Annotated in this window: 19 protein-coding genes; 10 read left to right on the top strand and 9 right to left on the bottom strand. The window is 37.8% G+C overall.

Annotated features, from left to right (window positions below; translation table 11 throughout):
- The coding region (locus ACSHXM_RS13700; RefSeq protein WP_435689332.1) for a peptidase U32 family protein at positions 1–1,685 on the bottom strand (1,685 nt) is incomplete at its 3' end.
- Positions 1,686–1,879: 194 nt separating this feature from the next.
- Here ACSHXM_RS13700 and ACSHXM_RS13695 point away from each other — a divergent pair.
- Positions 1,880–2,581: a glutathione S-transferase gene (locus ACSHXM_RS13695; protein ID WP_435689330.1), complete on the top strand. Its 702-nt coding sequence runs from the start codon at positions 1,880–1,882 to the stop codon at positions 2,579–2,581.
- A gap of 48 nt (positions 2,582–2,629) precedes the next feature.
- Here the strand turns inward: ACSHXM_RS13695 and ACSHXM_RS13690 are convergent, their stop codons facing one another.
- The gene (locus ACSHXM_RS13690; RefSeq protein WP_435689328.1) at positions 2,630–4,528 is read right to left on the bottom strand and encodes a sensor domain-containing diguanylate cyclase; all 1,899 of its coding nucleotides are present in this window, start codon (positions 4,526–4,528) and stop codon (positions 2,630–2,632) included.
- Between the two features lie 216 nt (positions 4,529–4,744).
- Here ACSHXM_RS13690 and ACSHXM_RS13685 point away from each other — a divergent pair, with 216 nt between their 5' ends.
- Both ACSHXM_RS13685 and ACSHXM_RS13680 read left to right on the top strand, forming a co-directional pair.
- Positions 4,745–5,857: a Gfo/Idh/MocA family protein gene (locus ACSHXM_RS13685; protein WP_435689327.1), complete on the top strand. Its 1,113-nt coding sequence runs from the start codon at positions 4,745–4,747 to the stop codon at positions 5,855–5,857.
- A gap of 203 nt (positions 5,858–6,060) precedes the next feature.
- Positions 6,061–8,664 carry a DUF7133 domain-containing protein gene (locus tag ACSHXM_RS13680; protein ID WP_435689326.1) on the top strand — a complete coding sequence of 868 codons (2,604 nt, stop codon included), beginning with the start codon at positions 6,061–6,063 and terminating at the stop codon, positions 8,662–8,664.
- A gap of 88 nt (positions 8,665–8,752) precedes the next feature.
- On the opposite strand, the gene ACSHXM_RS13675 is transcribed toward ACSHXM_RS13680, so the two are convergent.
- Both ACSHXM_RS13675 and ACSHXM_RS13670 read right to left on the bottom strand, forming a co-directional pair.
- Positions 8,753–9,262 carry an RNA methyltransferase gene (locus ACSHXM_RS13675; RefSeq protein ID WP_435689325.1) on the bottom strand — a complete coding sequence of 170 codons (510 nt, stop codon included), beginning with the start codon at positions 9,260–9,262 and terminating at the stop codon, positions 8,753–8,755.
- Position 9,263: 1 nt separating this feature from the next.
- The gene (locus tag ACSHXM_RS13670; protein WP_435689324.1) at positions 9,264–10,280 is read right to left on the bottom strand and encodes an aldo/keto reductase; all 1,017 of its coding nucleotides are present in this window, start codon (positions 10,278–10,280) and stop codon (positions 9,264–9,266) included.
- A gap of 112 nt (positions 10,281–10,392) precedes the next feature.
- Between ACSHXM_RS13670 and ACSHXM_RS13665 the strand changes: the two genes are divergently transcribed.
- Positions 10,393–10,791, top strand: coding sequence for a tellurite resistance TerB family protein (locus ACSHXM_RS13665; protein ID WP_435689323.1), 399 nt, complete (start codon positions 10,393–10,395; stop codon positions 10,789–10,791).
- A gap of 8 nt (positions 10,792–10,799) precedes the next feature.
- Here ACSHXM_RS13665 and ACSHXM_RS13660 read toward each other — a convergent pair whose 3' ends face one another.
- On the bottom strand, positions 10,800–11,282 hold the full coding sequence (locus ACSHXM_RS13660; protein ID WP_435689322.1) for a MarR family winged helix-turn-helix transcriptional regulator: 483 nt from the start codon (positions 11,280–11,282) through the stop codon (positions 10,800–10,802).
- A 937-nt stretch (positions 11,283–12,219) separates the two neighbouring features.
- Here ACSHXM_RS13660 and proB point away from each other — a divergent pair.
- From proB to ACSHXM_RS13635, 5 genes are all read left to right on the top strand, one after another.
- Complete coding sequence (gene proB / locus ACSHXM_RS13655; protein ID WP_435689321.1) at positions 12,220–13,323, top strand: glutamate 5-kinase; 1,104 nt, start codon at positions 12,220–12,222, stop codon at positions 13,321–13,323.
- Between the two features lie 114 nt (positions 13,324–13,437).
- The gene (locus ACSHXM_RS13650) at positions 13,438–14,916 is read left to right on the top strand and encodes an ATP-binding cassette domain-containing protein (RefSeq protein ID WP_435689320.1); all 1,479 of its coding nucleotides are present in this window, start codon (positions 13,438–13,440) and stop codon (positions 14,914–14,916) included.
- Positions 14,917–14,919: 3 nt separating this feature from the next.
- On the top strand, positions 14,920–16,608 hold the full coding sequence (locus ACSHXM_RS13645; protein ID WP_435689319.1) for a pseudouridine synthase: 1,689 nt from the start codon (positions 14,920–14,922) through the stop codon (positions 16,606–16,608).
- A 49-nt stretch (positions 16,609–16,657) separates the two neighbouring features.
- Positions 16,658–16,996 carry a PBPRA1643 family SWIM/SEC-C metal-binding motif protein gene (locus ACSHXM_RS13640; RefSeq protein ID WP_435689318.1) on the top strand — a complete coding sequence of 113 codons (339 nt, stop codon included), beginning with the start codon at positions 16,658–16,660 and terminating at the stop codon, positions 16,994–16,996.
- Positions 16,997–17,004: 8 nt separating this feature from the next.
- On the top strand, positions 17,005–17,223 hold the full coding sequence (locus ACSHXM_RS13635; protein WP_435689317.1) for a DUF6500 family protein: 219 nt from the start codon (positions 17,005–17,007) through the stop codon (positions 17,221–17,223).
- A gap of 113 nt (positions 17,224–17,336) precedes the next feature.
- On the opposite strand, the gene ACSHXM_RS13630 is transcribed toward ACSHXM_RS13635, so the two are convergent.
- Genes ACSHXM_RS13630 through ACSHXM_RS13620 form a run of 3 tightly spaced genes read right to left on the bottom strand, consistent with a single transcriptional unit; the run spans position 17,337 to position 24,997 of the window.
- Positions 17,337–20,420, bottom strand: a complete 3,084-nt coding sequence (locus ACSHXM_RS13630) for an efflux RND transporter permease subunit (RefSeq protein WP_435689316.1) — start codon at positions 20,418–20,420, stop codon at positions 17,337–17,339.
- On the bottom strand, positions 20,413–23,838 hold the full coding sequence (locus ACSHXM_RS13625; RefSeq protein ID WP_435689315.1) for an efflux RND transporter permease subunit: 3,426 nt from the start codon (positions 23,836–23,838) through the stop codon (positions 20,413–20,415). Before ACSHXM_RS13625 ends, ACSHXM_RS13630 begins: the two co-directional genes overlap by 8 nt.
- 10 nt (positions 23,839–23,848) lie before the next feature.
- On the bottom strand, positions 23,849–24,997 hold the full coding sequence (locus ACSHXM_RS13620) for an efflux RND transporter periplasmic adaptor subunit (RefSeq protein ID WP_435689314.1): 1,149 nt from the start codon (positions 24,995–24,997) through the stop codon (positions 23,849–23,851).
- Positions 24,998–25,281: 284 nt separating this feature from the next.
- Here ACSHXM_RS13620 and ACSHXM_RS13615 point away from each other — a divergent pair, with 284 nt between their 5' ends.
- Positions 25,282–25,725, top strand: a complete 444-nt coding sequence (locus tag ACSHXM_RS13615) for a YaiI/YqxD family protein (protein WP_435689313.1) — start codon at positions 25,282–25,284, stop codon at positions 25,723–25,725.
- Positions 25,726–25,740: 15 nt separating this feature from the next.
- Here the strand turns inward: ACSHXM_RS13615 and nhaD are convergent.
- Positions 25,741–26,343, bottom strand: a 603-nt coding sequence (gene nhaD / locus ACSHXM_RS13610; RefSeq protein WP_435689312.1) for a sodium:proton antiporter NhaD, incomplete at its 5' end; no start/stop codon positions are given.

Here is a 26,343-nt window from a genome sequence, read left to right as displayed (position 1 = left end):
GTATTATTCGTGACAATAAGCTCTGGTTTTACTTTCTCTAAAATATTAATTGCCACGTCAAAGTCTTTACCAATTAAAACAGAAGGGAACCAAGGGATTAGCCTAGGATTGTCTGATAAAAAATCTACATATCGAGTACAGTCTCGTTTGTATGCATCTGGAAGTTTGAAATATACATCCACATCAGTTTCTTCAATAAGCCCTAAATCAGCTGGATCTGAAATGAGTATGGATAAGTTTGCAATAGCATTTTCTTTGTTGGCAGCAGGTTTAGGAAAGCTTTCTAATTTGGGTAACAGCACTTCAGTCAGTACCTTTTGGCCTTCATTTAAAGTGCTGGTGATTTCGTTCTTTATTGCGGTAAGCGACTTAAAAGAAATGCTTAGTTTTTTCGCTAAATCTTCAGTATCTAACGAGGCTAAATTGAAACCGACGTTATGCATACTTTTAAATCGTTTATCTATAGCTACTTGATCAAGAGGATTGCGGCTATTAGCACTTAACAATTCTGAGGTTTGTACTACAAAACTGTTTTCTTTTTTATGAGTGACTAAGGTTTCTGCTTCGGTCACTATTACTGTAATTTTAAGAGGTTGATCTAATTCACCTGAAAACCTTAGCGTTAGTGTTGGTTTTTCGATACTCAGGTGCTGTATTTTTTCAGAAACAGAGGCTGACATTTGTGCTTTTTCACTATCTAAACTTTGTTCGACACTTTGAATTTGTACGACAGAAATTGCATTCGCTTGATTTAATGCGTGGTTTTTAGAATTGTCTCTTGGATTTTCAATAAACATAGATTGGTTTAAATCACCGCGCAAAAATGCGTTAGAAAAATCTCGATTAAAAACCTTATAAAGACGCTCTCCGTCTTGAGTCAGTTCGCCGGTTTGTAAAAATCCGTCAATTTGTTTTCTAAAACTATCGACAACTGTGTGCACATAACTGGCACTTTTAATTCTTCCTTCAATCTTAAAAGAGTGCACTCCCGCTTCAATTAATGCTGGTAAGTCAAAAAATGCGGAGTTGTCTTTAAGGTTTAAGGGGAAGTTATTTCCTGATTCAGTGGTTTCATATTCTTCACGACATGCTTGACTGCATCTTCCTCGGTTTCCTGAATTTCCGGCGCTGGCTGAAGTTGAATAACATAAACCTGAAAACGCCACACACAAAGAGCCGTGAACAAATACTTCGGTCAATATGCCATGCTCGTGTCCCACTGCCGTCATTGCAGTAATTTCACGTAAATTTAATTCTCTAGACAAGTTTACTCTGGACGCCCCTAACTTTTTAAGAAACGGAACTTGACCAAGATTGTGTGTGGTTAATTGTGTCGAAGCGTGAATGTCTAGAGTAGGGAAGTGTTTCTTCAAAATATAGAACATCCCTATATCTTGCACTATGACACCATCTAAGGTGGTGTTGACAAGTTTACTTAATAATTTAGCCAGTGATTTAAATTCACGTTCCAAAATCACAATGTTTAACGTTAAGAATATTTCGCATTGGTATTGATGGGCCAGTCGAATAATGCCTACCAGTTGTTCGAAGTTGATATTTGACGCTCGATTACGAGCGTTAAAGTTGTCTAAACCACAATATACAGCATCAGCGCCAGCAATTATCGCTGCCTTAATTGCGTCAAGATCACCGCCAGGGGCCAATAGTTCTATTTTGGAATTCATTTATTCAACTTCTGTTTGTTTGATATTACTTGGGCTTTCCCAAAATTTAGCGGGGGATTTTACCTGTATATGACTTGTATTTCCATAAAGGAACAGATTGGTTTGCCCCAGCATGACAATAGATTTAACCAGTGATTCAAGATAAAATACAGAGTGTAAATTATAACTCTATCAACCGTGGTTAATACAATTTTATGCCATTACCTATTTTATATTCTCTAAGAAATTGTCCGTATGCAATGCGTGCAAGGATTGCTATTTTTAAATCCACCATTACTGTTGAGTTACGAGATATTGTGTTGAAGAATAAACCTGAAGAGATGCTTTTGGCTTCACCCAAGGGTACTGTGCCTGTCTTGGTTATTCCTTCAAACTCTGGAGGCGGTAAACAAAGGGTTATCGATGAAAGTATTGATATTATGCTTTGGGCATTGGGTGAGAAAGATCCAGCTAATTTACTCCGAGCTAATAGCCAAGAAAACATTTATAAACAATTTGATTCTCAAAGTAACACTGAAGATATTTTGAATTTGATATTTCGCTTTGACCATGAGTTTAAATCTAGGTTAGAGGATTACAAATGCGCTAAACGTTATCATGAAAGTAATCTACAGCAATGTAGGCAAGAATGTGAGGTGTACATACAGCTGTTAGAAGATAAATTAACTGAGCAACAATATTTGTTCGGTGATCTGGAAAGCATGGCTGATATTGCAATTTTGCCATTTATTCGACAGTTCGCCAAAGTAGAGCGAAAGTGGTATCTACAGTCACCTTATCCGGGGGTGAAATCTTGGCTAAATCGATACTTACAAAGTATTATGTTTAATAAGGTGATGACGCAATATCCGTTATGGATTAAAGCACAACCTATTTTAAAGTTTGGTGGGGTTTAGGTTTAGGCTTTTTGTATTTCGTTTTATTGTTGGGTTTTAGCTTTTAGATCACACGCATATTTGGTTTCTACCCGATTTTTTACCTTTATAAAGCGCATCATCTGCTCGTTTAAACATAGTATCGAAACTATCACTTATATTTACCTGTGCTATTCCGGCTGTAATAGATACTTTTATACCGAGTGGCTGGCCTATGGGTTTTTCATTGATTGCCAGTCTTAATTTTTCCCCAATTGCTGTCGCACCTTCGATGGTTGTTCCTGGCAATAAAATAAGAAACTCTTCGCCTCCCCATCGCGCTAATTTATCTTGCTCCCGCATGACATTTTTTATTAGATCTGCACCTGTCATTAATACTAAATCACCTACATCATGGCCATAATTATCGTTTATCTCCTTAAAGTGATCGTAATCTATAAGTAATAAACTAAAAGGTTCTTGGGTGCGACGATAACGTTCGAATGAGCCTTGAATATGTTGTTGTATACCGTGTCTATTATATGCATTGGTTAAAGGGTCATGGTTGGCTAATGTGTTTAACTCTGCATTGGCTTTTTGAAGCTGTTGTGTGCGTTGTTCTACTTTGGTTTCTAGAAGTTTACTCATCAATTCTAGGTCAGAGTTTCGTTCTTTTAGCTCTTCCGTTAAGGTCGCATTTTTATCGATGAAATTATCGAATCGACCATTAGTTACAAAACTTTGGCACATGATGAAACCGATAATCCCTAAACTAAAAAATCGTCCTGTATCGATAACATTATTCATATTTAAAATGTCGTTAAAGGCAAATGTAAAGGCGAATAACGAGCCCGCTAACATAATACCTGCACCTCTTCGTTTATTCTGTGTCGCCACCCAAGTTCTATAGAGTATGTAGCTCATGATGACCAGTGCAATCACTTGAAATATAGTGGTAGATAGGCCTAAGTATTGGGTAGGAAATAGCAATACAAATGCAGAAAATGGTAAACATATTGAATATATTAACGAACAAAACCTTTTGTTAAATTCTTGGCCGTAACACAAGTGAAAGAAATATAGAGCAGCCGGGAAACCTGCATAATAACTAAAGAAATTTAACTTAGTGATTAATACAAAACCACCTGAGAGTGAAGATAAAATAAAGCTCATATGTTCAACGGTCAACTCACGTAAAAACAGTAATAAACATAAACAAGAGAATACCAAAGGTATATTATCAGTGGGGCGTAAAAAGTATTGGATCAATGAATGGATAATAGTAATTAAAAGGGCACCTAATATGAACATACTAAGGGCAACTTGATCCCTTTGAATTGTATGTAAAGCGTTAGCATCACCTAGTACTATAGGCTCCCACAATCCACCCCAGCTTGAATTAAAGTTTGATACTTGAACGGTAATTGTAAACCGCTTTATATTATCAGGCACCCTAATGATTTCTGTCTTATATCCTGGCTTAGCTGTTTGTTCTGTTGTACTGAGTACACCTCCCGATGCTTCCAAATCATTGTTTATAAATAACTTGTACGCACTTTCAATGGGGGGAATGTATAACGCCAAATTGTTGGAGTATTGCTCAAGCTCAACGTTTAATTGATAAGTGGCGAATCCGATTGCCTTATATTGGGAGGCGTATTTATCGGCTTGCCAACCTCCGCCAGCATTAATTATTGAGTGAGGGTGGCTCTTTTTACTTATTTGTTCTGGAGTGAGTAGTGCTTGCCAAAAAAATAACCAGTCGCCATCTAACGCGAGTGTTTCTCTTATAGAGTAATCATTGGACTGAATTAAAATTTGCCCATTTTTTGCAATTGCTTTAGCCGGCTGTAAAGCAATACTGAAATGATAAACAAGTGGCAAAAAAATCAGTAATGTCATTATAAACAACACAACAGACAAAGACTTAGACCAAACTGCCCTTTGTGCTAAATGTTGTGCCGACACCATTTCCTTAATATTGAACACTACCAAAATTTCCTTGATTGGAGAGATATACAAATCTTTTAGCCGCGCATTCTAACAAGTTGCTTAGCTAAATTCCTACAAAGATAAAAAATATTTAGTTGCATAGTATTTAATTTAATACTCGTATTAATTTTTGATTTATTTATATTAAATTCTGACTGTTGTATTTTTAGCCTAGATATTTAGTGTTTAAATAGATAAAACTGGAATTTAAAAATGAAAAATAACAATAAGAAACAAACAAGTAGACGAAATTTTGTAAAGGGAGTAGGCGCTAGCATGATGTCAATCGGTGTGAGCTCGTTCGCAACCAGCGTCATGGCAACAACGCCTAACTCTAAAAAGTTAGGTGTAGCGTTAGTGGGGCTAGGGAATTACGCTACCAATCAATTAGCGCCTGCATTGGCTGTCTCCAATAGTGCATATTTGGCTGGCATTGTGACTGGTACTCCCGCTAAAGAAATAGTTTGGTCAAATAAGTATGGAATTGACCCATCACATATCTACAACTATCAAAACTTCGATAAGATTATTTCAGATAAGGCAATTGATATTGTTTATATTGTATTGCCAAATTCCATGCATAAAGAGTTTGTCATCCGAGCGGCAAAAGCTGGTAAACACGTGATTACTGAAAAACCAATGGGATTGACTGCTGCTGAATGTGAAGAAATGATTGCTGCTTGTGATAACGCTGGGGTTAAGTTGTCTGTGGGGTATCGATTGCAGTTTGAACCTAATACCTTAGAAATAGAAAAAGCTGGGAAAGAGTTACCTTTAGGGCCGATTAAGCATGTTCGATCTGACTTCTCTTTTACCATAGGTAACCCGAAACAATGGCGCTTAAAGAAAGAACTCTCCGGTGGTGGCCCGATAATGGATATTGGAATTTATTGTATTCAAGCCGCTCGTTATGCAACAGGGCTAGAACCTATTGCGGTTAGAGCCGTTGAATATAAAACCGATCCGGTTAAATTCAATAGTGTTGAAGAAACGGTGATGTGGCAAATGGAGTTTCCAGGCGGGTTGATTTCAAATCACACGACTTCTTATGCAATGAGTGCAAACGAATTGTATATTTCTTATGAAAAGGGTAAAGCTCGCCTTGAGCCTGCTTATAGTTATAACGGAGTTGCTGGAAACCTAGGCAAACGTCAATTATTACCCCATAAAGTTAATCAACAAACATTACAAATTGACGATTTTGTTGAATGTATCAGACAAAACTCACCTAGTAAGGTGTCTGGTTTAGAAGGTTTACAAGATATGAAAATAGTTGATGCAATGTACAAGTCTATTGCTCTAGACGGCAAACGGGTTGAGGTTTAGCTGTAGTTAAAATGTAGATTAAATTTAAAAATAAAGTAAACAACGTAACCTTAGGTTGGAAAGTCGACTTTTTAAGGATTTAAGGTTACGTTTTTTGATTATGTTTTTATGCAAGTTGTTTAATGCGGCTTTAACACCCTCTAATTATCATAGGATGACGACTGTTATATATTCTTACATTGAAGTTAAAGGTCGTAATACTAATGAATCGGATAAAAAATATATTTAAGTTAGCTATCAGTTTGTTTGCTGTTTTTAGTACATATACCCTCGCAAAAGACGGATTCAATCCTGAATTACACAGTCAGGTTGTACCACTATCTCCTGAAGAAAGCTTAAAAACAATGGTGTTACAAGATGGTTATGAAATGCAGATTGTGGCAGCAGAACCTTTAATTGAAGAGCCAGTATTATTTACTTTTGATGGCAATGGTCGGTTATATGTAGCAGAAATGTTGACCTATATGCAAGATGTAGATGGGTCAGGAAAATTCAATAAAGTAAGCCGTATTAAACGCCTAGAAGACAAAGACGGTGACGGAATATTTGAAAGCTTTACTGTTTTTGCTGATGGATTGTTGTTGCCCCGTATGATCACCACTTTAGATGACGGGCGCATCTTAGTTCGCGAAACCAACACCCTTGATATTATTGAGTTGGCTGATATTGATGGTGATGGTGTTTCTGATACGCGCAAAACAGTTTATGAAGGTGGCGAGCGCGGTGGCAACCTTGAACACCAACCTAACGGTTTAATGTACACAATCGATAACTGGATGTACGTCACCTACACAGACAAACGATATAAATATGTAGATGGAAAAATACAATCTCAAGAGATAGCTTATGGCGGTGGCCAATGGGGTTTAGCTCAAGATAATGTTGGAAGAATATTTTATTCTACTGCTGGCGGACAGAACCCTGCTTTTACCTTTCAAGCACCGAGTGTTTATAGTCAGGTGTTTGTTGAGGGTGAACAATCTAAAGGGTTTAGAGAAGTATTTCCTACTGATAAAACGCCCGATGTGCAAGGTGGGTTACCCCTTTTAAGAGAAGATAATACCTTAAACCATTTCACTGGCGGAGGTGGACAATCTATCTATTTAGCCAATGAACTTTTGGAATTACATGGTGATTATATTATTCCAGAACCTGTTGGGAATTTGGTTCGCCGGGCAAAAGTGACTCGTAAAGACGGGTTCACAGTGCTAAGTCACCCATATCAAACTCAACGTACTGAATTTATCACTTCAACTGATGCTAACTTCAGACCTGTGTGGTCGGGTATAGCACCAGATGGTTCGGTATTTTTGTTAGATATGTACCGAGGTATAATCCAAGAAGGAAATTGGACTAAAAAAGGTTCCTATTTACGTGGTGTGATAGAGGAGTATGGTTTTGACAAAACTATCGGTCGTGGGCGTTTATATCGTGTTACTAAACCTGGTGTTAAGTTAGCCAAAACGCCTAGGATGTTTAGTCAAACCACTTCTGAGTTAGTCGAACATTTGTCTAATGATAATCATTGGTGGCGATTAGAAGCACAGAAATTAATAGTATTGAAAGGTGATTTGAGTGTTGTATCTAGCTTAAAGACACTGGCACGAAATTCTGAAAATCCTCAGACCCAAATTCATGCTTTATGGACCTTAGAAGGATTAGGAGTAGTAGACCAAAAGTTGTTGTTAGAACTGATTGATGACAAACATTCAGATGTAAGAATAACTGCAATTCGTTTATCTGAACAATTATTCGCGAATAACAGTGACAAAATCAGTCAGCTGTGGCTCAAATTAGCTTCAGATAAAGACATAGAAGTCTCGCAACAAGTAGTGCTATCAGCGTATTACGTGATGTCAAATAATCACCAGCAGATATTGCAGGAGGCTCTAAAAGCTCACCCAAATAAAAAAGGATTGGCGGCGATAGAAAAGTCAATGATTAACCTAATTGCGATGAATGAAAAACGTCGTAAATTAGCTTCGGGTAATAAAGACTTGGCTAAGGCTATGATTGCAGGTGAAAAGGCCTTCAAAGGTTTATGTTCAACTTGTCATGGAGCCGATGGAAGAGGTGGTGGAACTGAATCATCACCCATCGCACCATCGTTCTACGACAATCCGAGAGTAACCGGGAATACCGCTCAACTGATTCACTTGATGTTAAGCGGATTGCAGGGACCAATTGAAGGTAAAACCTTCGCCGGAGGTATGATGCCTTCAATCGCTTCTAATGGTGATCAATACGTGGCTGACGTACTGACTTATATTCGTAACGAATTTGGCAATAAAGGCAGCATAGTGACGAAACAAAATGTAGCTCAGGTCAAACAATATGCTGATGAGCGTACAAAAATGTGGACACACAAGGAGTTAGCCGATTCATTTACACAAATATTAGATGAAAAAAGCAGCTGGAAAGTAACCACTAATTTCAACACTATGCCTAGGAGTGGCGTTAAAACGTTAATCGATGGTAATCAAAGTTGGCCAAAATTTAGAGGCGCCCAACGAAGAGAAAAAGGGCATGCTATTACCGTTGAACTACATAAGCCTGCTTTGGTATCTCAAGTTATTATTAACTCAAAAGGTATGAACGATAACTATTCTCGAAATATACAAATCGATTTCTCAGTTGACGGTGTAAATTGGTTTAATGTGGTTAAAAACCCTGCTGCAGTGGACGTTGATATTAGTGAAACATTAGGTTTCAAAACTAAGTTTGTACGTATTATCAATCAGATTAACAGTGCAGGGCATAATTGGGGGATTGCTGAATTAGACTTAATCGGTAGTTACGCCCAATAATATGACTTAGTTTGAGGTGGATTGTTATTGACCTTATAACGAAAAGCCTTCTCTTTATTTTTTGCAATAAAAAGAAGGCTATTAGCCATTAATTAGAATTTACAAACTTAGTACGATTATTGGTGTCGCGACTGGTTTTTATAACTTGATCATCGTTTGGCATCACCGCAGTTTTTGCTAGCCTGTCGTATAAAAGTACATTGACTGTTGCCGCTAAATTCATACATCCGATAGTTGGTACGTAAACTATTTGCTGGCATTGGTCGACTATGTGTTGGCTCAATGACCCGTCTTCAGGACCAAAAATATACAATGCGTTTTCAGGGTGCACAAATTGAGGCAAAGGAATCGCCCCTTCAACTAGCTCAACGCCGATTTTGACTAGATTTTGATCTGAATCAAGATCAATGACGTTGTCTACTTGAGTAACAGGAATATTTAAGTGAGCGTTTTTAGTATCCGTTGAAAAGCTTTTCGCTCTTGCGTATCGCTCGCCTGTATATCTAATACTTTTGGCTTGATAGCAGCCTGCTGCCCGCAAAATACTTCCCATGTTTTGCGGGCTTTTAGGGTTAACTAAGGCTATGTGTGCTGGCAATTTAACCTTCCAAAATAGAGTTTATTTGTTTTAGTTCTTCTGCTGTAAAATCGGCGCAATCTAAGGCCGCTACACAGTCTTCAATTTGGCTGATTTTACTCGCACCTATTATTGCACTTGTAACCGCTTCATTGCTTAATACCCATGCTACAGCCATTTGAGCTAGAGATTGGCCTCTTTGTTCTGCTAACTTATTAAGCTCAATAACTTTCGCTATTTTATCTTGACTAATTTGATCCGGATTTAAATAAATTTGTTCACTGCGAGAAGCTCGAGAACCTTCAGGAATGCCTTTTAAATATTTATTAGTTAAAAAACCCTGAGCAAGAGGTGAAAATACAATCGACCCTAATCCTTCGTCTTTAAATACGTCAGTAAGGCCTTCTTCAATTCCTCGCTCGAACATGCTGTATCTATTTTGGCTAATCAGTAAAGGAGTACCTAATTCTTTCAAAATACGAATTGCTTGTTTGGTATGAATTGGTGAGTAGTTCGATATACCCACATATAAAGCTCGGCCAGATCGTACTATATAATCTAAGGCTTGCATGGTTTCTTCGATCGGAGTGTCGGGATCAAAACAATGAGAATAAAATACATCAAAGTATTCGAGTCCAGTGCGTTTTAAGCTTTGGTCGCAACTCGAGACTAAATATTTTCTAGAACCACCAATTCCATATGGACCAGCCCACATATCGTAGCCAGCTTTACTTGAAATTAATAATTCGTCTCTATATGGTTTTAGGCTTTTTGCCATGATTTTGCCAAACGTAGACTCTGCAGAACCAAAAGGAGGACCATAATTGTTAGCTAAATCAAAATGATTAATACCTAGGTCAAAAGCTTTGTGTAGCATATCTTGAGCATTGCTCAATGCATCTACAGCACCAAAATTTTGCCATAAACCTAGTGATAAAGAAGGGAGTCTAATACCACTGTGACCACATCTTGGGTAAGACATGTTTTGGTATCGGTCTGAATTTGCACTATATTGCGGATTAGGATCATTTTTTATCATTTTAAAATTACACCTTGAAATTTTTCGACTAGCCTAAAGCAAAGCTAAGAATTTCTCAATTTAACTCGGCAATCCAAGTTACTAAAATTGTATTTATTTAAGGAATAATATCATGCGCTTTGATCATCTTTTACAATCTATCGATATGAATCACTGTCAAGATCAACAACAAAGGCAAGCTATGTTTGATTTAGGGCTTTTTTTAGTGGCTGCGGATGGCAAAGTAAATGAGCAAGAAACAGCATTTATGAATACCTGGTTGACTGAGTTAAAGTGGTCGTCTGAGGTAAGCAAACAAGACTATTATCGTGATACTTTACTTAAATGTTATGCTGCAATTAAGAACGATGGTATTGACGAGTTTATTTTGCATCGAGCTAATTTATTGCTAGATGCAGATATGAAACAGCAGGCTCTCAAACTGGTTAATGAAGTCGCTTTAGCAGATGGAGAACTAGATAGCAGTGAACAAAAGGCAATCGACATACTATCCAAAGCTTTAGGTCACTAGTTGATTTTCTAGTTTTGTGGGTGACTATGTATTTGTCCCACCTCTAATAAAGGTGAGGCATCTATTTCATCGGCATCCATCATTTTTGCAACTCGTTGCATAGTTGACAACATTTGGGTTTGTTCCCATTCTTCTAACTTTTCAAAACGATTAATAAAGTGTTCTTGCAGTGGAGTAGGGGCACTTTGTACCGTACTTAACCCTAGTTCAGTTAAATGCAGTCCTACCTTGCGTTTATCGACAGATGAGCGCTCTCTAATCACAAGCTTTCGAGTTTCTAAGCGATCTAAAATACTGGTGACTGTAGCTGAACTTAAATTAATGTTTTCAGCTATATCCTTGACCATCATGCCATCTTTAGCCGCAATTTCATGTAATACAATGAGTTGAGGCGTTGTTAAGCCTGACTCTTTGTTTAGCTTTTTAGAATAGAGATCAATTGCTCTGATGACTTTTCTTAGTGATACCAGTAATTCTTCGTACTTTTCCATTTACCTAACCAATCGACGTGTACAGTTAATAATTTTATCAAATATTTTAGTCATTGTATTTAATTCAAATTAGGGGCTGATGATCTTTGGCGTTTAGTTTTACAGCGAACTGGGTGACATTTACACAATTAACTACGATTGTAATCTGGTTATTCTGCATATATGAGGGCCGCAGCGGCTGAAATCTCACCCAAACACTGTCCTATAGATTTACCCAATTCACTATTTGCTCATTATTGCTGATTTTTGACTTAGTCAACTGGGTCTGTAAACCCGTTCCACAATTTAAAAGGTTTAGTCAAAAATATTTATGCAGAAAAAGTCAGCAGACCCTAGATTGAAGATCAAATTATTCGAAACCTAAGCTTTATTATTTCAATGTATACACTTTAACTTAATACATTGAGTAGAACTTTATTGCGTTTAATTATTGTAGGACTCACTCGAATAAATATTAGAGAACGAATTGATTTTCGTGTGGTAGTTAAATTTACCTAGTTGTTTATTAATACTATGTTATATTTAGTTATGTTTAAAAAATGTTCTGTATTTTGTTATAATTTAATTTGTGTACTAATCAATTGATATCGAATTTAAACTTTTTGTTTTAATTTCTCAATTGTTGAACCTACTAAACTTTTATAATCAAAAGGTATATTAATTCATTGTGTTAAAATTTATTTCCGCTTTATTGGAAAGTGTCTGTCAAAACTGGTTAATGTTGCTTTTAAAAAAAGTGTCTTGTCTGTGTTGTTTCTCTTTGATGTTTTTGCTGTCATTTTTATTCGTGGCAGGAATTTATATAAAGAAAAATATTTCCTTTAAGATAAATCGACTACAAAAGTTATGATCGTCAGAATATTCAAAACACATTTTTATAAACTGGGTAGTGTTATCAGTAATCGTACAATTAATAAGCGTAAATTAGGGTAGTGAAATGGGATTCTTAAATTCTAAACGGATTGTAATAAAAATTGGAAGTGCGTTGATCGCTCCTAATAAAAAAGGCTGTAGTAGTTTTTATTTATTAAGCATTGCTCAGTTTATTATTCGTTGTCGCATGAAAGGCATTGAAGTTGTGTTGGTTTCTTCTGGTTCAGTTGCGGCGGGTGCTCAGTTATTTGCTGATAATGTTTCGCCTAATGTGGCGATGAAGAAAGCCATGGCAGCTGCTGGTCAAACTGAAATGATGGCCACTTGGGATAAATTATTTGATTTCCCAACCGCCCAAATATTGTTAACTCATGGCGACTTAAGAGATCGTGAACGTTACATCAGTATACGAGACACTATTTCGTGTTTATTGGAAAACGGCATATTACCCATATTAAATGAAAATGACACAGTCACGACTGACAATTTAAAAGTGGGTGACAATGACAATATGTCAGCTATGGTGGCGGCAGCTGCAAAGGCAGATTCTTTAATTATTTGTTCTGACGTTGATGGTTTATATGATAAAAACCCCAACACCCACAAGGATGCAAAGTTGATCCCTGAAGTCGACAAGATTGATGATTATATCTACTCAATCGCCGGAGATGCAACGAGCTTAGTTGGAACTGGTGGGATGAAAACCAAGATCGAAGCGGCGGAAAAAGCGGTTTCAAACGGTGTGCATACTTATATTGTGAATGGTTTTACTGAGCGTTCCTTTAATATTTTACTTGAAGGTAATAATCCAGGTACGTATTTCAAACCTGATGAAACTCCTTTACAAGAACACTTACATTGGATGACCCATACTTCTAAATCGCAAGGTGAAGTGGTAGTAGATAACGACTTTTCAGCGTCATTAGAAACAGAAAGTGTGCAACTGACGAGTGAAGAGATTGTTAGTGTGAATGGTGACTTTTCAGCAGGCGATACTATTTTAGTGCGCACCGACGATGGTACAAAGTTAGCCAAAGCTAAAACTAATTTTGGTAGTTGTTTATGGAATTATATTGCTGAACAAACCGATGATATAAAACTCAGAGGCTCTTTTAACCCTGATGATCCTATTATTTCCGGTAAAAACATTGCAGTGATAGAAAACTAATCGATTAGATTAGCAGTTAAATATGTGAACCAATTATGGCCGTTTCATGCGGCCATGATAATGTTATAATCAAGTTATAACTTTTCTGCTCCAATTCTAAATTCAGAATAATAAATGATGAACTCGTCCAATACCCTGATAGCTTTGTCTGAATGCCAAGTTAATTTTAAACAATCGTTTCAGCTGAATGTTAATCAGTTCAATTTACTTGAATCACAACATACTGTTATTTTAGGTTCAAATGGCAGTGGCAAGTCAGCTTTAAGTGCCTTTGTTGCGAAACATGGACTAGACGCAGACTTAGAAGAATCACACTCTGGGAGTTGCTCTGTCACTCAATCATTGGCTTGGGTGTCGATTGTACAACAGCAAGCATTAATTGAAGCAGAAAAACAAAAAGATTGCTCAGACATTTGGGATGTTATTCCAATCCCCACTAAGGTTGAAGAAGTGTTATTTGAGGGTGTTGATCATAGCCAGCTAGATCAGACCTTGCTTGCTAAAGTGTTAGATACCTTTGGTTTACATTCTTTATTAACTAGAGCATTTCGAGCATTGTCTACAGGTGAAACTAAAAAACTACTGTTAGCAAAAGCCATTATTCAACAACCACTCTTAATGATATTAGATGAGCCTTGGGACGGTTTAGATACCAATACCAGTGAAGGTTTATCCGATTTGTTAGTATTTTTGTCTAATAAAGTTACGTTTTTATTTGTGTTAAACCGAGTAAGCGAAGTCCCCAGCTATTGTCAGCAGTTGTTGTTGATGGACGATGGTGAAATAAAGTGGCAGGCACAAGTTACAAACAACCTTGATGAATTGCTAAATCAGGTAAAACAACTTCAGCATATGCAGAAAACCGAATTAACTCTGCCAGCTGCCGATAGTGAAATTTTTGGTCCTCGGCCATTAAATAAAGACGACGCAATAGTAAGGCTGCAAAAGGCTAAAGTACAATATGGTGAAAACATCATATTTGAAAACCTAGACTGGACAATTTGGCCTAACCAACATTGGCAAGTGACAGGCCCTAATGGTTCGGGTAAAACCTGTTTGCTTAATTTAATTACGGGTGATCATCCACAATGCTATGTAAACGACATAGTTGTATTTGGGTTTAAAAGAGGTAGCGGTGAGACCATATGGCAAATCAAACAATATATAGGATATATGTCGAACGGCTTGCATTTGGACTATAGAGTGAACAGCTCTGCGTTACATGTTGTTTTGTCTGGGTTTTACGATAGTATCGGTTTATATAAAGCACCCTCTACTCGGCAAGTTAGTTTAGCTAATCAGTGGTTAACACTATTGGCCCTAGAACATCATGCTAATACAGGGTTTCAACAACTTTCCTTTGGCGATCAACGTTTAATTTTGATTGCACGCGCTATGGTGAAACACCCAACAATGTTGATTTTAGACGAGCCTTGCAATGGTTTAGATGAAATTAACCGCCTAAAAGTATTATCCCTAATCGACCTACTAGCTCGAGAAGGTAACACGACTTTACTGTACGTTAATCATCACCAAGAAGATGTGATCCCGAGTATTCAAAATCATATTACTATGCTGGATTACCAAAGCTAACCCATGACAAAAAACAAAACGTGTTTTACTTCATTTAACCCGCTTCCTAAAAGTTATTCATTACCGGAACGTTTTACTTTCCCATTTTTTTACCAGCCACACCCTTTGTGTGTATTAGCTGCTGAGCAATTACAACAGGTATTGGAACAACAGCAAGAATGGCAACACAATTTTGGTTTAACAGACGATCCTAATAACATTATTGGTAAAATGTTTGGTGTGTTGTTAGTTAAAAATGCTAATGGGGAGTTAGGGTTTATTTCTGCTTTTTCTGGCAAGTTAGCGAAGAAAAATCATATTAAAGGTTTTGTGCCTCCGGTATTTGATTTGTTGTCTAACAACAGCTTTTTTTTAACTGAACAAGCGGAAATAAATCAATTAAATAGCCGAATCGAGCAATTAGAAAGTTCAGATCGGCGTCACATTTTGATCAGCCAACTAACTCTTATACATGAACAATGGCAATTAGAGGAATCAAACTTGCGGACTGAGTTGATCCATAATCGCAAAACACGCAAACAACAACGACAATTATCACAAAAAGAATTAGCAGAAAATCAATATCAAGCGTTATTGAAAACGTTAGCCGAACAAAGTGTTTATGATAAATGGCGGTTAAACGAGTTAAACCAAAATTGGCAAAGTAAGGCCTCTGAATTACAACAGGAACTAGATGAACTTGAAAGTGAACTGATGACAATTAGGCAAGTTCGTAAAAGTACATCATCAAAACTTCAAGAAAAAATATTTGAGCAATATGGCTTTGTTAATTGTGCGTTAGAGAAAAAAAGTTTGCTCGATATATTTGCAGAAACCTCACTCGAAACCCCACCAGCAGGGGCTGGGGAATGTGCAGCACCTAAGCTCTTACAATACGCTTTTATCAACAAATTAACACCATTGGCAATGGCTGAGTTTTGGTGGGGGGCATCCCCTAAGTCAGAGGTGAGAAAACATAAACAGTTTTACCCTGCCTGTATAGGTAAATGCCAACCTATATTACACCATATGTTAGATGGTATGGCGTTAGACGATAATCCGTTTTTGGAAAATCAGGGGGCTAATAAAGCCATGGATATTCTTTTTGACGACGGGCAAATTTTGGTTGTTAATAAGCCAAGCGGGTTGTTGTCGGTACCAGGAAAAGAAGTGGAAGATTCAGTTTACCAGCGTATTAAGTTATTGTATCCCCATGCGAGAGGGCCATTAATTGTGCATAGATTGGATATGGCAACGTCTGGTTTAATGGTACTAGCACTGACTCCGCAAGTTAATAAACTTATGCAAAAGCTGTTTATTCAAAGAGAGATCGACAAAGAGTATATTGCCATTATTGATGGTTTAATAGATGCAAAACGAGGAGAGATTGAACTGCCATTATGTGGCGATTTTTACGACAGACCAAGGCAACTTGTTAATTTTAAAGATGGTAAACCTGCTAAAACCAGTTGGCAGGTTATAGAGCATTACCCATCAAAAAATCAAACCAAAGTCCGACTAAAACCCTACACAGGTAGAACTCATCAATTAAGAGTACATTGCGCTCATGACCAAGGTCTTAATATGCCTATAGTGGGTGATGATTTGTATGGGACCACCAGTAATAGGTTACATTTACATGCTCAAACACTTAAATTTAAACACCCGATCAGTAACAAGTTGATGGAGTTTAAAGCTGAAGCTGAGTTTTAGTGTTTTACATATAAGTTCACAATCGTTCGAAATTAATAGGAGAGAGCAGGTGTCAGATAAATTCTTTTTTAAAGGTCGCCAAGACGCACGGCAAAGTCATATCAAATACGGATATGAACGAAATGCGACTGCAAAGTTAGGTAGTAAAAAATATCCACTTACATTGGCTGTTAGTAATGCGCAGCGCAAGTTAGAAATTGAAAAAACCGTTGCTGAAGCTAACTTGTTTGCTGATATTGAAGTTGATGAAAGTGGCATTGAAAATATTGCTGAATTAACAGCAATGCTTAATAAAAAAGGCACGATTACGATACAGAAACTTCCGTCACGTAATGATCCATGCTCTTGTGGTAGTGGCAAAAAATATAAGAAGTGTTGCGCTCAGTAGTGGGTTTTATGAGAAAAGAATTAAGAATAAAAATCGTATCAGTATGCAATCAAAAAATAGCGAAAAAAGGTGAGAATGTGGGATTGTCCTTTTATGCTTTCTTCGCCAATAAAAATGATACCCCTGACTTATTAATGGAAGTGGCGACATGGTGGATTGAAACCCATGAGCTCGATCACTTTGTGAAAGCTTCAACCATTAAAAGTATGATTGAAGATGGGCTTTAATTAAAAGCTATTACAGATGATTTAACCATTCAATCACAACAATACCGAACCGCTAAATCATCTATGTATGCAAAATCACCAAGCTAAGTGAATATCAATCATCCTTAAGTGCACTAGCCTTTTATTACTTTACTTACTAATAAAAGGCTATTTTTTACCATGTTAGTCGTTTTTGCTCTTAGTTTTAAAAGTAACAAATAAGCTAACGGTACTAGGACTAAACTGGTCAAGGTTGAAAATACCAATCCTCCAATGATGGCTATTGCCATAGGCGAGTAGGGTGGTCCGTCGCCGCCTAGGCGAGTGCCACCCATGGCTAACGGTACTAAGCCTAGTACCGTTGTGGCTACTGTCATCAAGATAGGTTTAGCACGAGTTAAGCAGGCCTCAATGATAGCTTGGTTAATGGAATGTCCAATGGCAATGAGTTGGTTGATCCTATCCACTAACACTATGCCGTTGTTTACGACGATCCCCATCAGAATTAGCATGCCTATCATGGCCATAATTGACATCGACATCCCCGCTGCAAATAAGGCCCAAAATACCCCAGTTAATGAGAATAATAGAGATGTTATCACTGCAGTTGGTAACAATAATGATTCAAATAAAGCGGCCATGACAATGTAAATCATACATATGGCTAAGATCATGTTTGTTTGCATGGCAGATTCATTTTGCCTTTGTCTTTTTATACTGCCATCAAATGTCCAGTTGTACCCTGTAGGGAAATTAATATGTTTCATCACCCCTTCAATACTTTTCTTCGCGTCTTTAATTGTGACACCATCATCTAAATTGGCTCCAATGGTGATAGAGGTTTGACGATAACTGCGATTAATTTGTGCAAGTCTAGGTTTTACCGTTAGTGAAGCAATCATATCTAAGGTGACATTTTTGCCATCTTTACGGGTAATGGTTAAGTTTCTTAATTCTTCAACTGAGTCTTGGAGCTTCTCGTCAAACATTAAACGAATTGCGATTTCACCTGTGTCTTCACTTCGATAGGTTCTAAGGTTTGAACCACGTAGGGCGACAGCTACAATTTGTGCAACGTCATTCGTATTTAAACCAAATCGAAAAGACTTTTGTCTGTCGACTACGACTTGCAACTCTAGTTTTTGTTTGGTGGTATCGGTTTTCACATCAGACAAACCTTTGATGTTACTAAGGACGGGAATAATTTGTTTCGAAATATCGTCCAACGTTTCTGACGAGTCACCCACTAAGGTAAACTTAATACCGCCACCGTTATTTTCGTTCCATCTAAAAGAAGGTTTAGCGCGGGCAAACTTAGGGATGTTTTCAAGGATTTTCTTTTTGACTATAGCTTGAGATACAGGAATATCATCGATAAAAGTTATGCCAGATACAGCGTAACCTGAACGATAATATGAATAAACCTGCTTGATGTAGAACTCTTCTTGGTTTGCATATAAATAGGCTTCCATTTTATTGACGGTTTTTTCTACTTCTTCCAAGCTATAACTACCTTGGATGGCATAGTTCATCCATACTCGATTTTGATCGTTATCATTGTCGTCGTCACTGGTGACGTATTGCATGGGCAAAGCGGTACTTGCCAATATTGCAATGGCTATGAGACTGGTTTTACCTTGGTTGTTTAAGCTCCAAGTTAATACTTTTTTATACATCACCGCTATTTTGTTGGGTGATTTGGCTTGTTTAGAAACCTTGGGTTGACTGGCCTTAATCTTAGTCGAAAGCAATGGAATTAAAGTCTGAGAAATAACTAACGATGCAAACAAAGAGATACAAATGGCGATGGCGACATGTTCCAAAAACACAGTGACATTAACTTTTGCCCCTACAATATTAGGTAAAAATACAATCGCTGTTGTAATGGTGCCAGCAATGACTGCCAGACTGACTTTGGCTACACCGGCTTTGGTGGCGGCAATAGGATCTTGAATTTGACGTTTTTCGTGCTCGATACTTTCGGTGACTACAACAGCATTATCTACTAGCATACCTACTGCTAACATGAGGCCCATCATAGACAATATATTGATGCTATAACCCATCATGTACATGCACCCTAGGGTAATACAAATGGAAAAAGGTACCGACAAAACCACTAATAATGTACTGGTGATATTACGCAGGAAGGCGTAAAGCACTAGCAGTGATAATAATGCGCCAATTAGGCCCGCTGAGAGCAGATCCGATAATGACCTAGTCACACTTTCTGCTTCATTTTCGTTGATCAGTAAGTTAATGCCGTTAAAAGCGGGGTTATTGTTTGCGTCGTCTATGACTTTTAGAACCTGTTCAGACACCTCCACCATATTACTGTTTGATTCACGGAATATATTAAAACCAACAGCGTAAGACTGATCTAAATGACGGCCATCTGTACGTTTAGGTTTTTCGAATTTAACGGTGGCAATATCACTTAAACGTACCCCTTTTTTAACCATTAAGTTTTCTATGTCTTGAACACTGTTAAATTCACCTTGTGGGTTAACCGTAATTTTTTGCTCATAATTTTTATCATTAAACGAACCAGCTGAAATAGAAAAGTTTGCACTACGTAGGGCTCTAGATAACTCATTAGTATTAACCTGTAACGAGGCCATTAATAATGGGTCGAGACGAATAGATATTTGTTTCCACGATACGCCCCATAATTCAACTTTTGAAACACCAGCAACTCTTTCAATTGGCCGTTTGAGATTACGATCTAACAAATCGAAGGCGTTTGATAAGTCACGCTCACTAGATACATTCATAGAAAATATTGGCATATCGTCGGTATTGAACTGGTATACCAAGACTCTTTCTACGTCAGAAGGGAGTTGGCCACGAATAGCGTCTATTTTTTCTCTAGCTTCAATTCCTTTGGCTTTTAAATTTTCGTCCCAGGCAAACCGTAATCGAACTTGTGCAGAGTCTTCAGACGAACGAGATTGAAGCCTTTTGATCCCAGACATAGTGGCCAGCGCTTCTTCTACTGGCCGCGTGATCATCTTTTCCACCTCTACTGGGGTCGCATCCTTGTATGGGATATGAATGATTATTTGCGGTATGTCTATGCTTGGAAACTTCTCCAATGGCAATAGTTGACTAGACATAATGCCAAACAATAATAATGAGAAAAAAGACATTAATACTGTGATAGGGCGACGAATGGCGAAATCAGCCAAAGCCGCTCCTGTGCTTTCAAACTTATCCATGCACATTCTCCGCAGTATTGTTTTGTGATGGGGCATCTAGCGAAGATGAATGTGCTTCATTGGAACTGGTGTTTGACTCTGGTTTAAAGTGTTTGCGGTCAAAGAGGCTATATATGACAGGAATAAACAATAAGGTTAATAATGTAGCAAACAATAAACCATAAATGACAGTAACAGCCATTGGCGTGCGAATTTCAGCACCTTCACCCATACCCATTGCCATAGGTAACAAACCTAAAGATGTGGTGAGTGTCGTCATTAAAATTGGACGCAATCTACTTTGGGCTGACTGGATGATGGCTTGGGTTTTCTCGATCCCAGATTCTCTAAGTTGATTAATGCGATCGATTAACACGATTGCATTATTCACCACTATACCGGCAAGCATGATTAGGCCGATAAACACCACAACACTTAGATTGGTGCCAGATAAGTACAAACCATAAATGGAACCAGCGCAGGCTAGGGGAACGGTGAATAATATAAGTAGTGGATGAAGTAGCGATTCAAATTGAGAAGCCATCACCAAATACACTAAGAAAATAGCCAGCGCTAAAGCAAATTGTAAAGACTGAAAACTTTGAGTCATTTCTTCACTTTGTCCAGCAACCTCTGCTTGCATATTCAGCGGTAATTTAATTTTTTCAAGATGTTGATTAGCTACCACCACTGCTTGATTCAAATCGCCATAATTTAAGTTGGCAGAGATGACAGATACTCTTTCTTGTCCAATACGGGTTATTTCGCTAGGACCTATTGCCATTGTAATATCCGCAACAGCACTAAGCGGGATAGGCGAGGCTGCGCCAGGATTAACAATAACTTGGCCAATGTCTGAGATGGAGTCTCTTTGAGTTTCTTGGGTCCTGACTAGAATGTCTACTTTACGATCTTCTATACTGTATTTTCCCGCCAATTCACCACCAATTTTTGCGGAAAGCAATTTAGATACTGTCGGCGCGGTAAGACCTAGTTGAGCAAGTTTGTTGTGATCGAACTCGATTTTAAGCTCAGGGTTGCCCGCTTGTAGTGATGATTTAACATCAGCAAACCTGTCGTCGGTTTGCAATTGTGCTTGGATTTTTTGGCTATATTGACTTAATGCTTTTAGGTCATATCCCACTAATTGAATTTCAAGTGGAGTAGAAAACGTAAATAATGCTGGGCGGCCAAATTTACTTTGAATACCTGCTTGTTGGTCGAGGTAAGCACGCATTTGGCTTTTGACGTTCTGAGTATTTTGATCAGAAACTTCGGATTTCATTACTACATTTAGTTTACCCCAATATTCACCACCTTGACTTGCCGATACATTCATTAAACTACCAGTGCCAGCGAGGGCGTACGTACGAGCAACACCATCAAGTGATTGAGTAAAGTTAGCTAATTCCGAAATTACCTGATCAGTTTGTTCTAATTGAGAACCTGTAGGTAAATTAACTTCTACGAAAAACTCACCTTGAGACATATCGGGTATAAGTTCCATGCCTAGTTTAGGCAATAATAATAGTGAACTGGCCGATACCGCTATGATAGAGAATAGTATTAATAATCGTCCCTTTAATGCCGTTTTAAGTGCGACTAGGTAGGCGGATTCTATCAAGTTAAATACTTTGTCGAAGGCCCATAGTAATGGCTTAAAACACCCACTCAAAATCTTGCTTAACATTCTGAAAATAAAGACAAGAACCGTTGTAATAACCAAAGGTACATAATAAAACAAGGCTTGTGCAATCCAAGAAAATGGTAACGATAAGTAATGGAAGAACCAGCCCACTTTACTGCTTGGTTTGACTTTTTCTGGACTAGGTTCAAAAATTAATGGTGTCTCTTTGTTTACGTTATCTTCAGACTTTTCCCGAGCTGCTAACATAGGAATGAGAGTTAGAGCAACCACCAAAGAAGCGGCTAAGGCAAAGGTGACGGTTAACGCTTGATCGCTAAACAGTTGACCTGCAATACCTTCAACAAACACTAATGGAAAAAACACTGCCATAGTGGTCAAAGTTGATGCAGTAATGGCCATAGATACTTCTTTTGTGCCTCTAATTGCCGCTAGTTTAAAGTTTTTATTGGTGGATTTATGTCGAGCAATGTTTTCTAGTACGACTATGCTGTTATCCACTAACAGTCCTATGGCTAGGGCGATCCCACCTAGGCTCATTATGTTTAAACTGATGCCATTGCCATACATGAGATTGAAGGTGGCAATAATCGAAACAGGTATTGAGATAGATATAATTAAGGTTGGCCAAATATTTTTCAAAAATAAATACAATATAAACATGGCTAAAATGCCACCTATGATGGCGGCAGATTTAACGTCTGCTATAGCGCTGCCAATAAATTTAGATTGGTCGTAAACTAATTGCAGTTGATAGTGTTCAGGGATTTGTTTTTGTAAAAGGTCAATCCTGAATTGAATGTTTTGTGCCACTTGTACAGTATTCGCGTCACCTTCTTTATATATAGCGATCTCAACGCCCTCAAAACCGTTAAAACGATTAAGTGATGTTGGGTCTTTGTGGGCATCGTTCACTTTAGCAATATCACCTAAACGAATGTTTTTACCTTCTCGGGTGGCGATAAATAGATCTCGAATATCATCTAAGTTTTTAAATTGGTTTAAGGTTCTCACTAAGTATTCTTGTGAGCCGTCTTTTACTCTGCCGCCGGATGTATTAACGTTTTCTGCTTTCAATCGTTTTATAATCTGGTCAGCAGTAATATTTAGTTGGCTGGTTTTTTGTTGATCGATTAATACTTGTATTTCATGCTCAAGACCTCCACTGACTTTAACCGAAGCAACGCCCTCTACAGATTCTAACTGGCGTTTAATTTGTTCTTCTGCATACAAACGTAAGGTTTTTATACCTTGTTCTGTTAATTCAGTAGGATTTTTAGTTTGTTTTACTCTTGGTTGATTAGAAGCTTTTTCTTTTGAGCCTGCTGGAGTTTTGTTTGATTGAGTCGCGTCTGTTTGAGCGACACCTCCAAAACCGAAACGCATTACCGGATCTAAACTCGGATTAAAGCGTAATAATATTGGTTTTTTAACATCCAGTGGCAGCCAAATAGTATCGAGTTTTTCTCTGACTTCTAAGCTGGCGAAGTCCATGTCTGTTCCCCATTCAAATTCGAGTAACACATCGGACTGGCCCGCTTTAGAAGTCGAGGTGACTTTACGAACACCTTTCACCACTCCAATGGCTTCTTCTATGGGTTTAGATACCAGTTGTTCAATTTCACCAGGTGCAGCACCAATATAATCAGTGCGTATGGTCAGAGTAGGGTAGGACAATTCTGGCAATAAATTAATGGCTAAACGTGACAAAGAGACCATGCCAAATAGTACAATTGCAAAGGTAAACATCCAAACGGTGACGGGGCGTTTAACCGCAGTATCAATCATGCTCATAATGACACTCCTAACCTTTAGCTAATTCAGAGTGTTCGTCTGTTGTCTGCGTTTTTGACGGCTCTTTGGGTTTTGAGTCATCCTGATTCACAATTTCTACTGGGGCTTTATCTCGTAGGTTATGATGGCCTGTAATCACTACCTGTTCCTCCCCCGTTAAACCCGATAATATTTCGACATACTCGCCTTCTTGGTAACCCACACTAACGGATAGTTTATTCGCAACTCCTTCATTAATGACAAATACGTTTACACTGTCATCTATGCTTAAAAGTGCTTTTCTAGGCAATAAAACTGCATTTTCGTGTGTGTCGTAATTCAATTTAACTTGGGCGAACATGCCTGCTTTTAACGTATTGTTTGGGTTAGGTACGCGCAAGGTGACTTTAAAGGTACCCGTTTTAGAATCAATGACTGGGCTAATACGTTCTACGTATGCCGGAGATTTTTGACCGCTAAAAGCGGTCAGTTCTAATATTGCTTGCTGATCTTCATGAACCTTTGATAACTCTTTTTCTGGGAGGTGTACAATACCGTATAATTCTTTTTGTTGAACAATGTGGAACATTCTAGCTCTTTGGAAAGATTCTGTAAGATTTCCTACTTTTGCATTACGCTCTGCTATAAAACCTGAAATAGGGGCTACAATTGTGGCTTCTTTTAAATCAAGTTCAGCTAATGACAGAGTCGCTTTGGCTGATTTGTATTGTGCGGTTACTTTGTCATAAGTGTCATCACTGATAAGTTTTTTATTGTAAACCTTATCAATTTTATTCAACTCTTTTTCAATACCCACTAAGTTTGCTTTGGCTCGGTCTAGATTTAAGTGATAACGGCGAGGTTCAATTTGCGCTAATACTTGACCTTTTTTAACGTAGTCGCCTTCTTCTACAAATATCTCTTGAATGATGCCTGATGCTCTAGGGACTACAAATGCCTCTTCTTTGGCTTCTAATACCGCTGTTGTTGCATAATTAGAAGATATATCACCTAAAATTAAGTTACTTGTCTCTACGGGAACTGAAATGACGACTTCTTTTTTCTTTTTATCAGTAATTGCTTCAGCTTCACCACAGCTACTGAGTAAAGCCACTGACAGTAAAAGTGCGACAATGCTCAGTAGCTTACTGTTAACCTTATTATTTATTATTAGTTCCATCATGATCCCCTGAGTTTTTAACTACAGTAAAGTTATTAAGTAAACTAGCCTATGAGCATTGACTGTGCCAGATTAAAAAAAGCTATACAAAACAATAATGTAAGTGATTGTGTATAATTTTCACGTATATCATTCGTTCATTAATTAGTTAATTTAACTAAGTCTTGGTTTAAATGACGATGTTGAGAGTAAGTTGGTTCAAATTTTTTAAAATGAATCGTTAATCCACTAGCTTTAACTGGTAAAATCCTTTTGGTTAATTGAGTTTAAAGTTAGGTATGAGTATGAAAATTTGGGTAGATGCCGATGCGATCCCGATTGTTATCAAAGACATCATTAATCGAGCGGCACAACGTAAAAAAGTAGAGACTATCTATGTGGCAAATCAATTTATTCGTACACCTGCGTCTAAATTTATTAGGGCTATGCAAGTACCTCAGGGTTTTGATGTTGCAGATGATGAGATTGTAAAACTTTGTGAAGCCGAGGATTTGGTCATTACCTCAGATATTCCGTTAGCCGCAGAAGTCATAGAAAAAGGTGCGCTAGCCTTGAGTTCTCGAGGTGAATTGTTTACCTCGGAAAATATCCGCGGTCGGTTAAATATTAGAGATTTTATGGATACCATGCGAGCCAGTGGAGAACAATCTGGGGGGCCACCTCCTTTAAACCAAAAAGACAGACAAAATTTTTCAAATCATTTAGACAGAATATTGGCAAAAATTTAAGTTATCCGAATTGAGTTAAATAATATTGGCTAACGTTAGTACTAGTGCGTAACCAATCGTATATGCAACGAGTATGAGTACACTGTATTTTGCATAATGAGCAAATGTTAGACTCGAGACTTTACTCATTGCGACTATGCCTGCGGCTGAGCCTATTACCAATAGAGAACCACCAACACCAACGGCATAAGTCAAACCCAGCCAAGAAGATAAATCCATAGTGATATCGGTTTTAAGTAGTGCTGCTGTTAGGGGGACATTGTCTACGATAGAAGATGTTATCCCCATCACATAGTTGGCATATATAGGGGGTAAGTGTTGGTATAAGTTGAGTAAAAATTCTAGAGCTTGTATTTGTTCTAACATGCCTACCAATAGTAAAACACCTAAGAAAAACAACAGAGTATCAAACTCAATATATCGAATATATTCCAAAATCGGATCGTGGTCTTCATCTCCCATTAAGTGAGTGACAATAAACATAATGGATAATCCGGTTAAAAAACTTAGCACAGGTGGAATATTAAACATTACGTTGGCGAATATAGTAAACAAGATGGTTAATAAAAATATGCTGGCGATAACATAGTCAATGTTATGCACCTGTCTATCTTGTTT

The organism is Paraglaciecola sp., from assembly GCF_051252315.1.
Classification (GTDB): Bacteria; Pseudomonadota; Gammaproteobacteria; order Enterobacterales; family Alteromonadaceae; genus Paraglaciecola.
The sequence above is the reverse complement of the archived record's forward strand: the minus strand, read 5'-3'. Positions and strand labels throughout refer to the sequence as shown.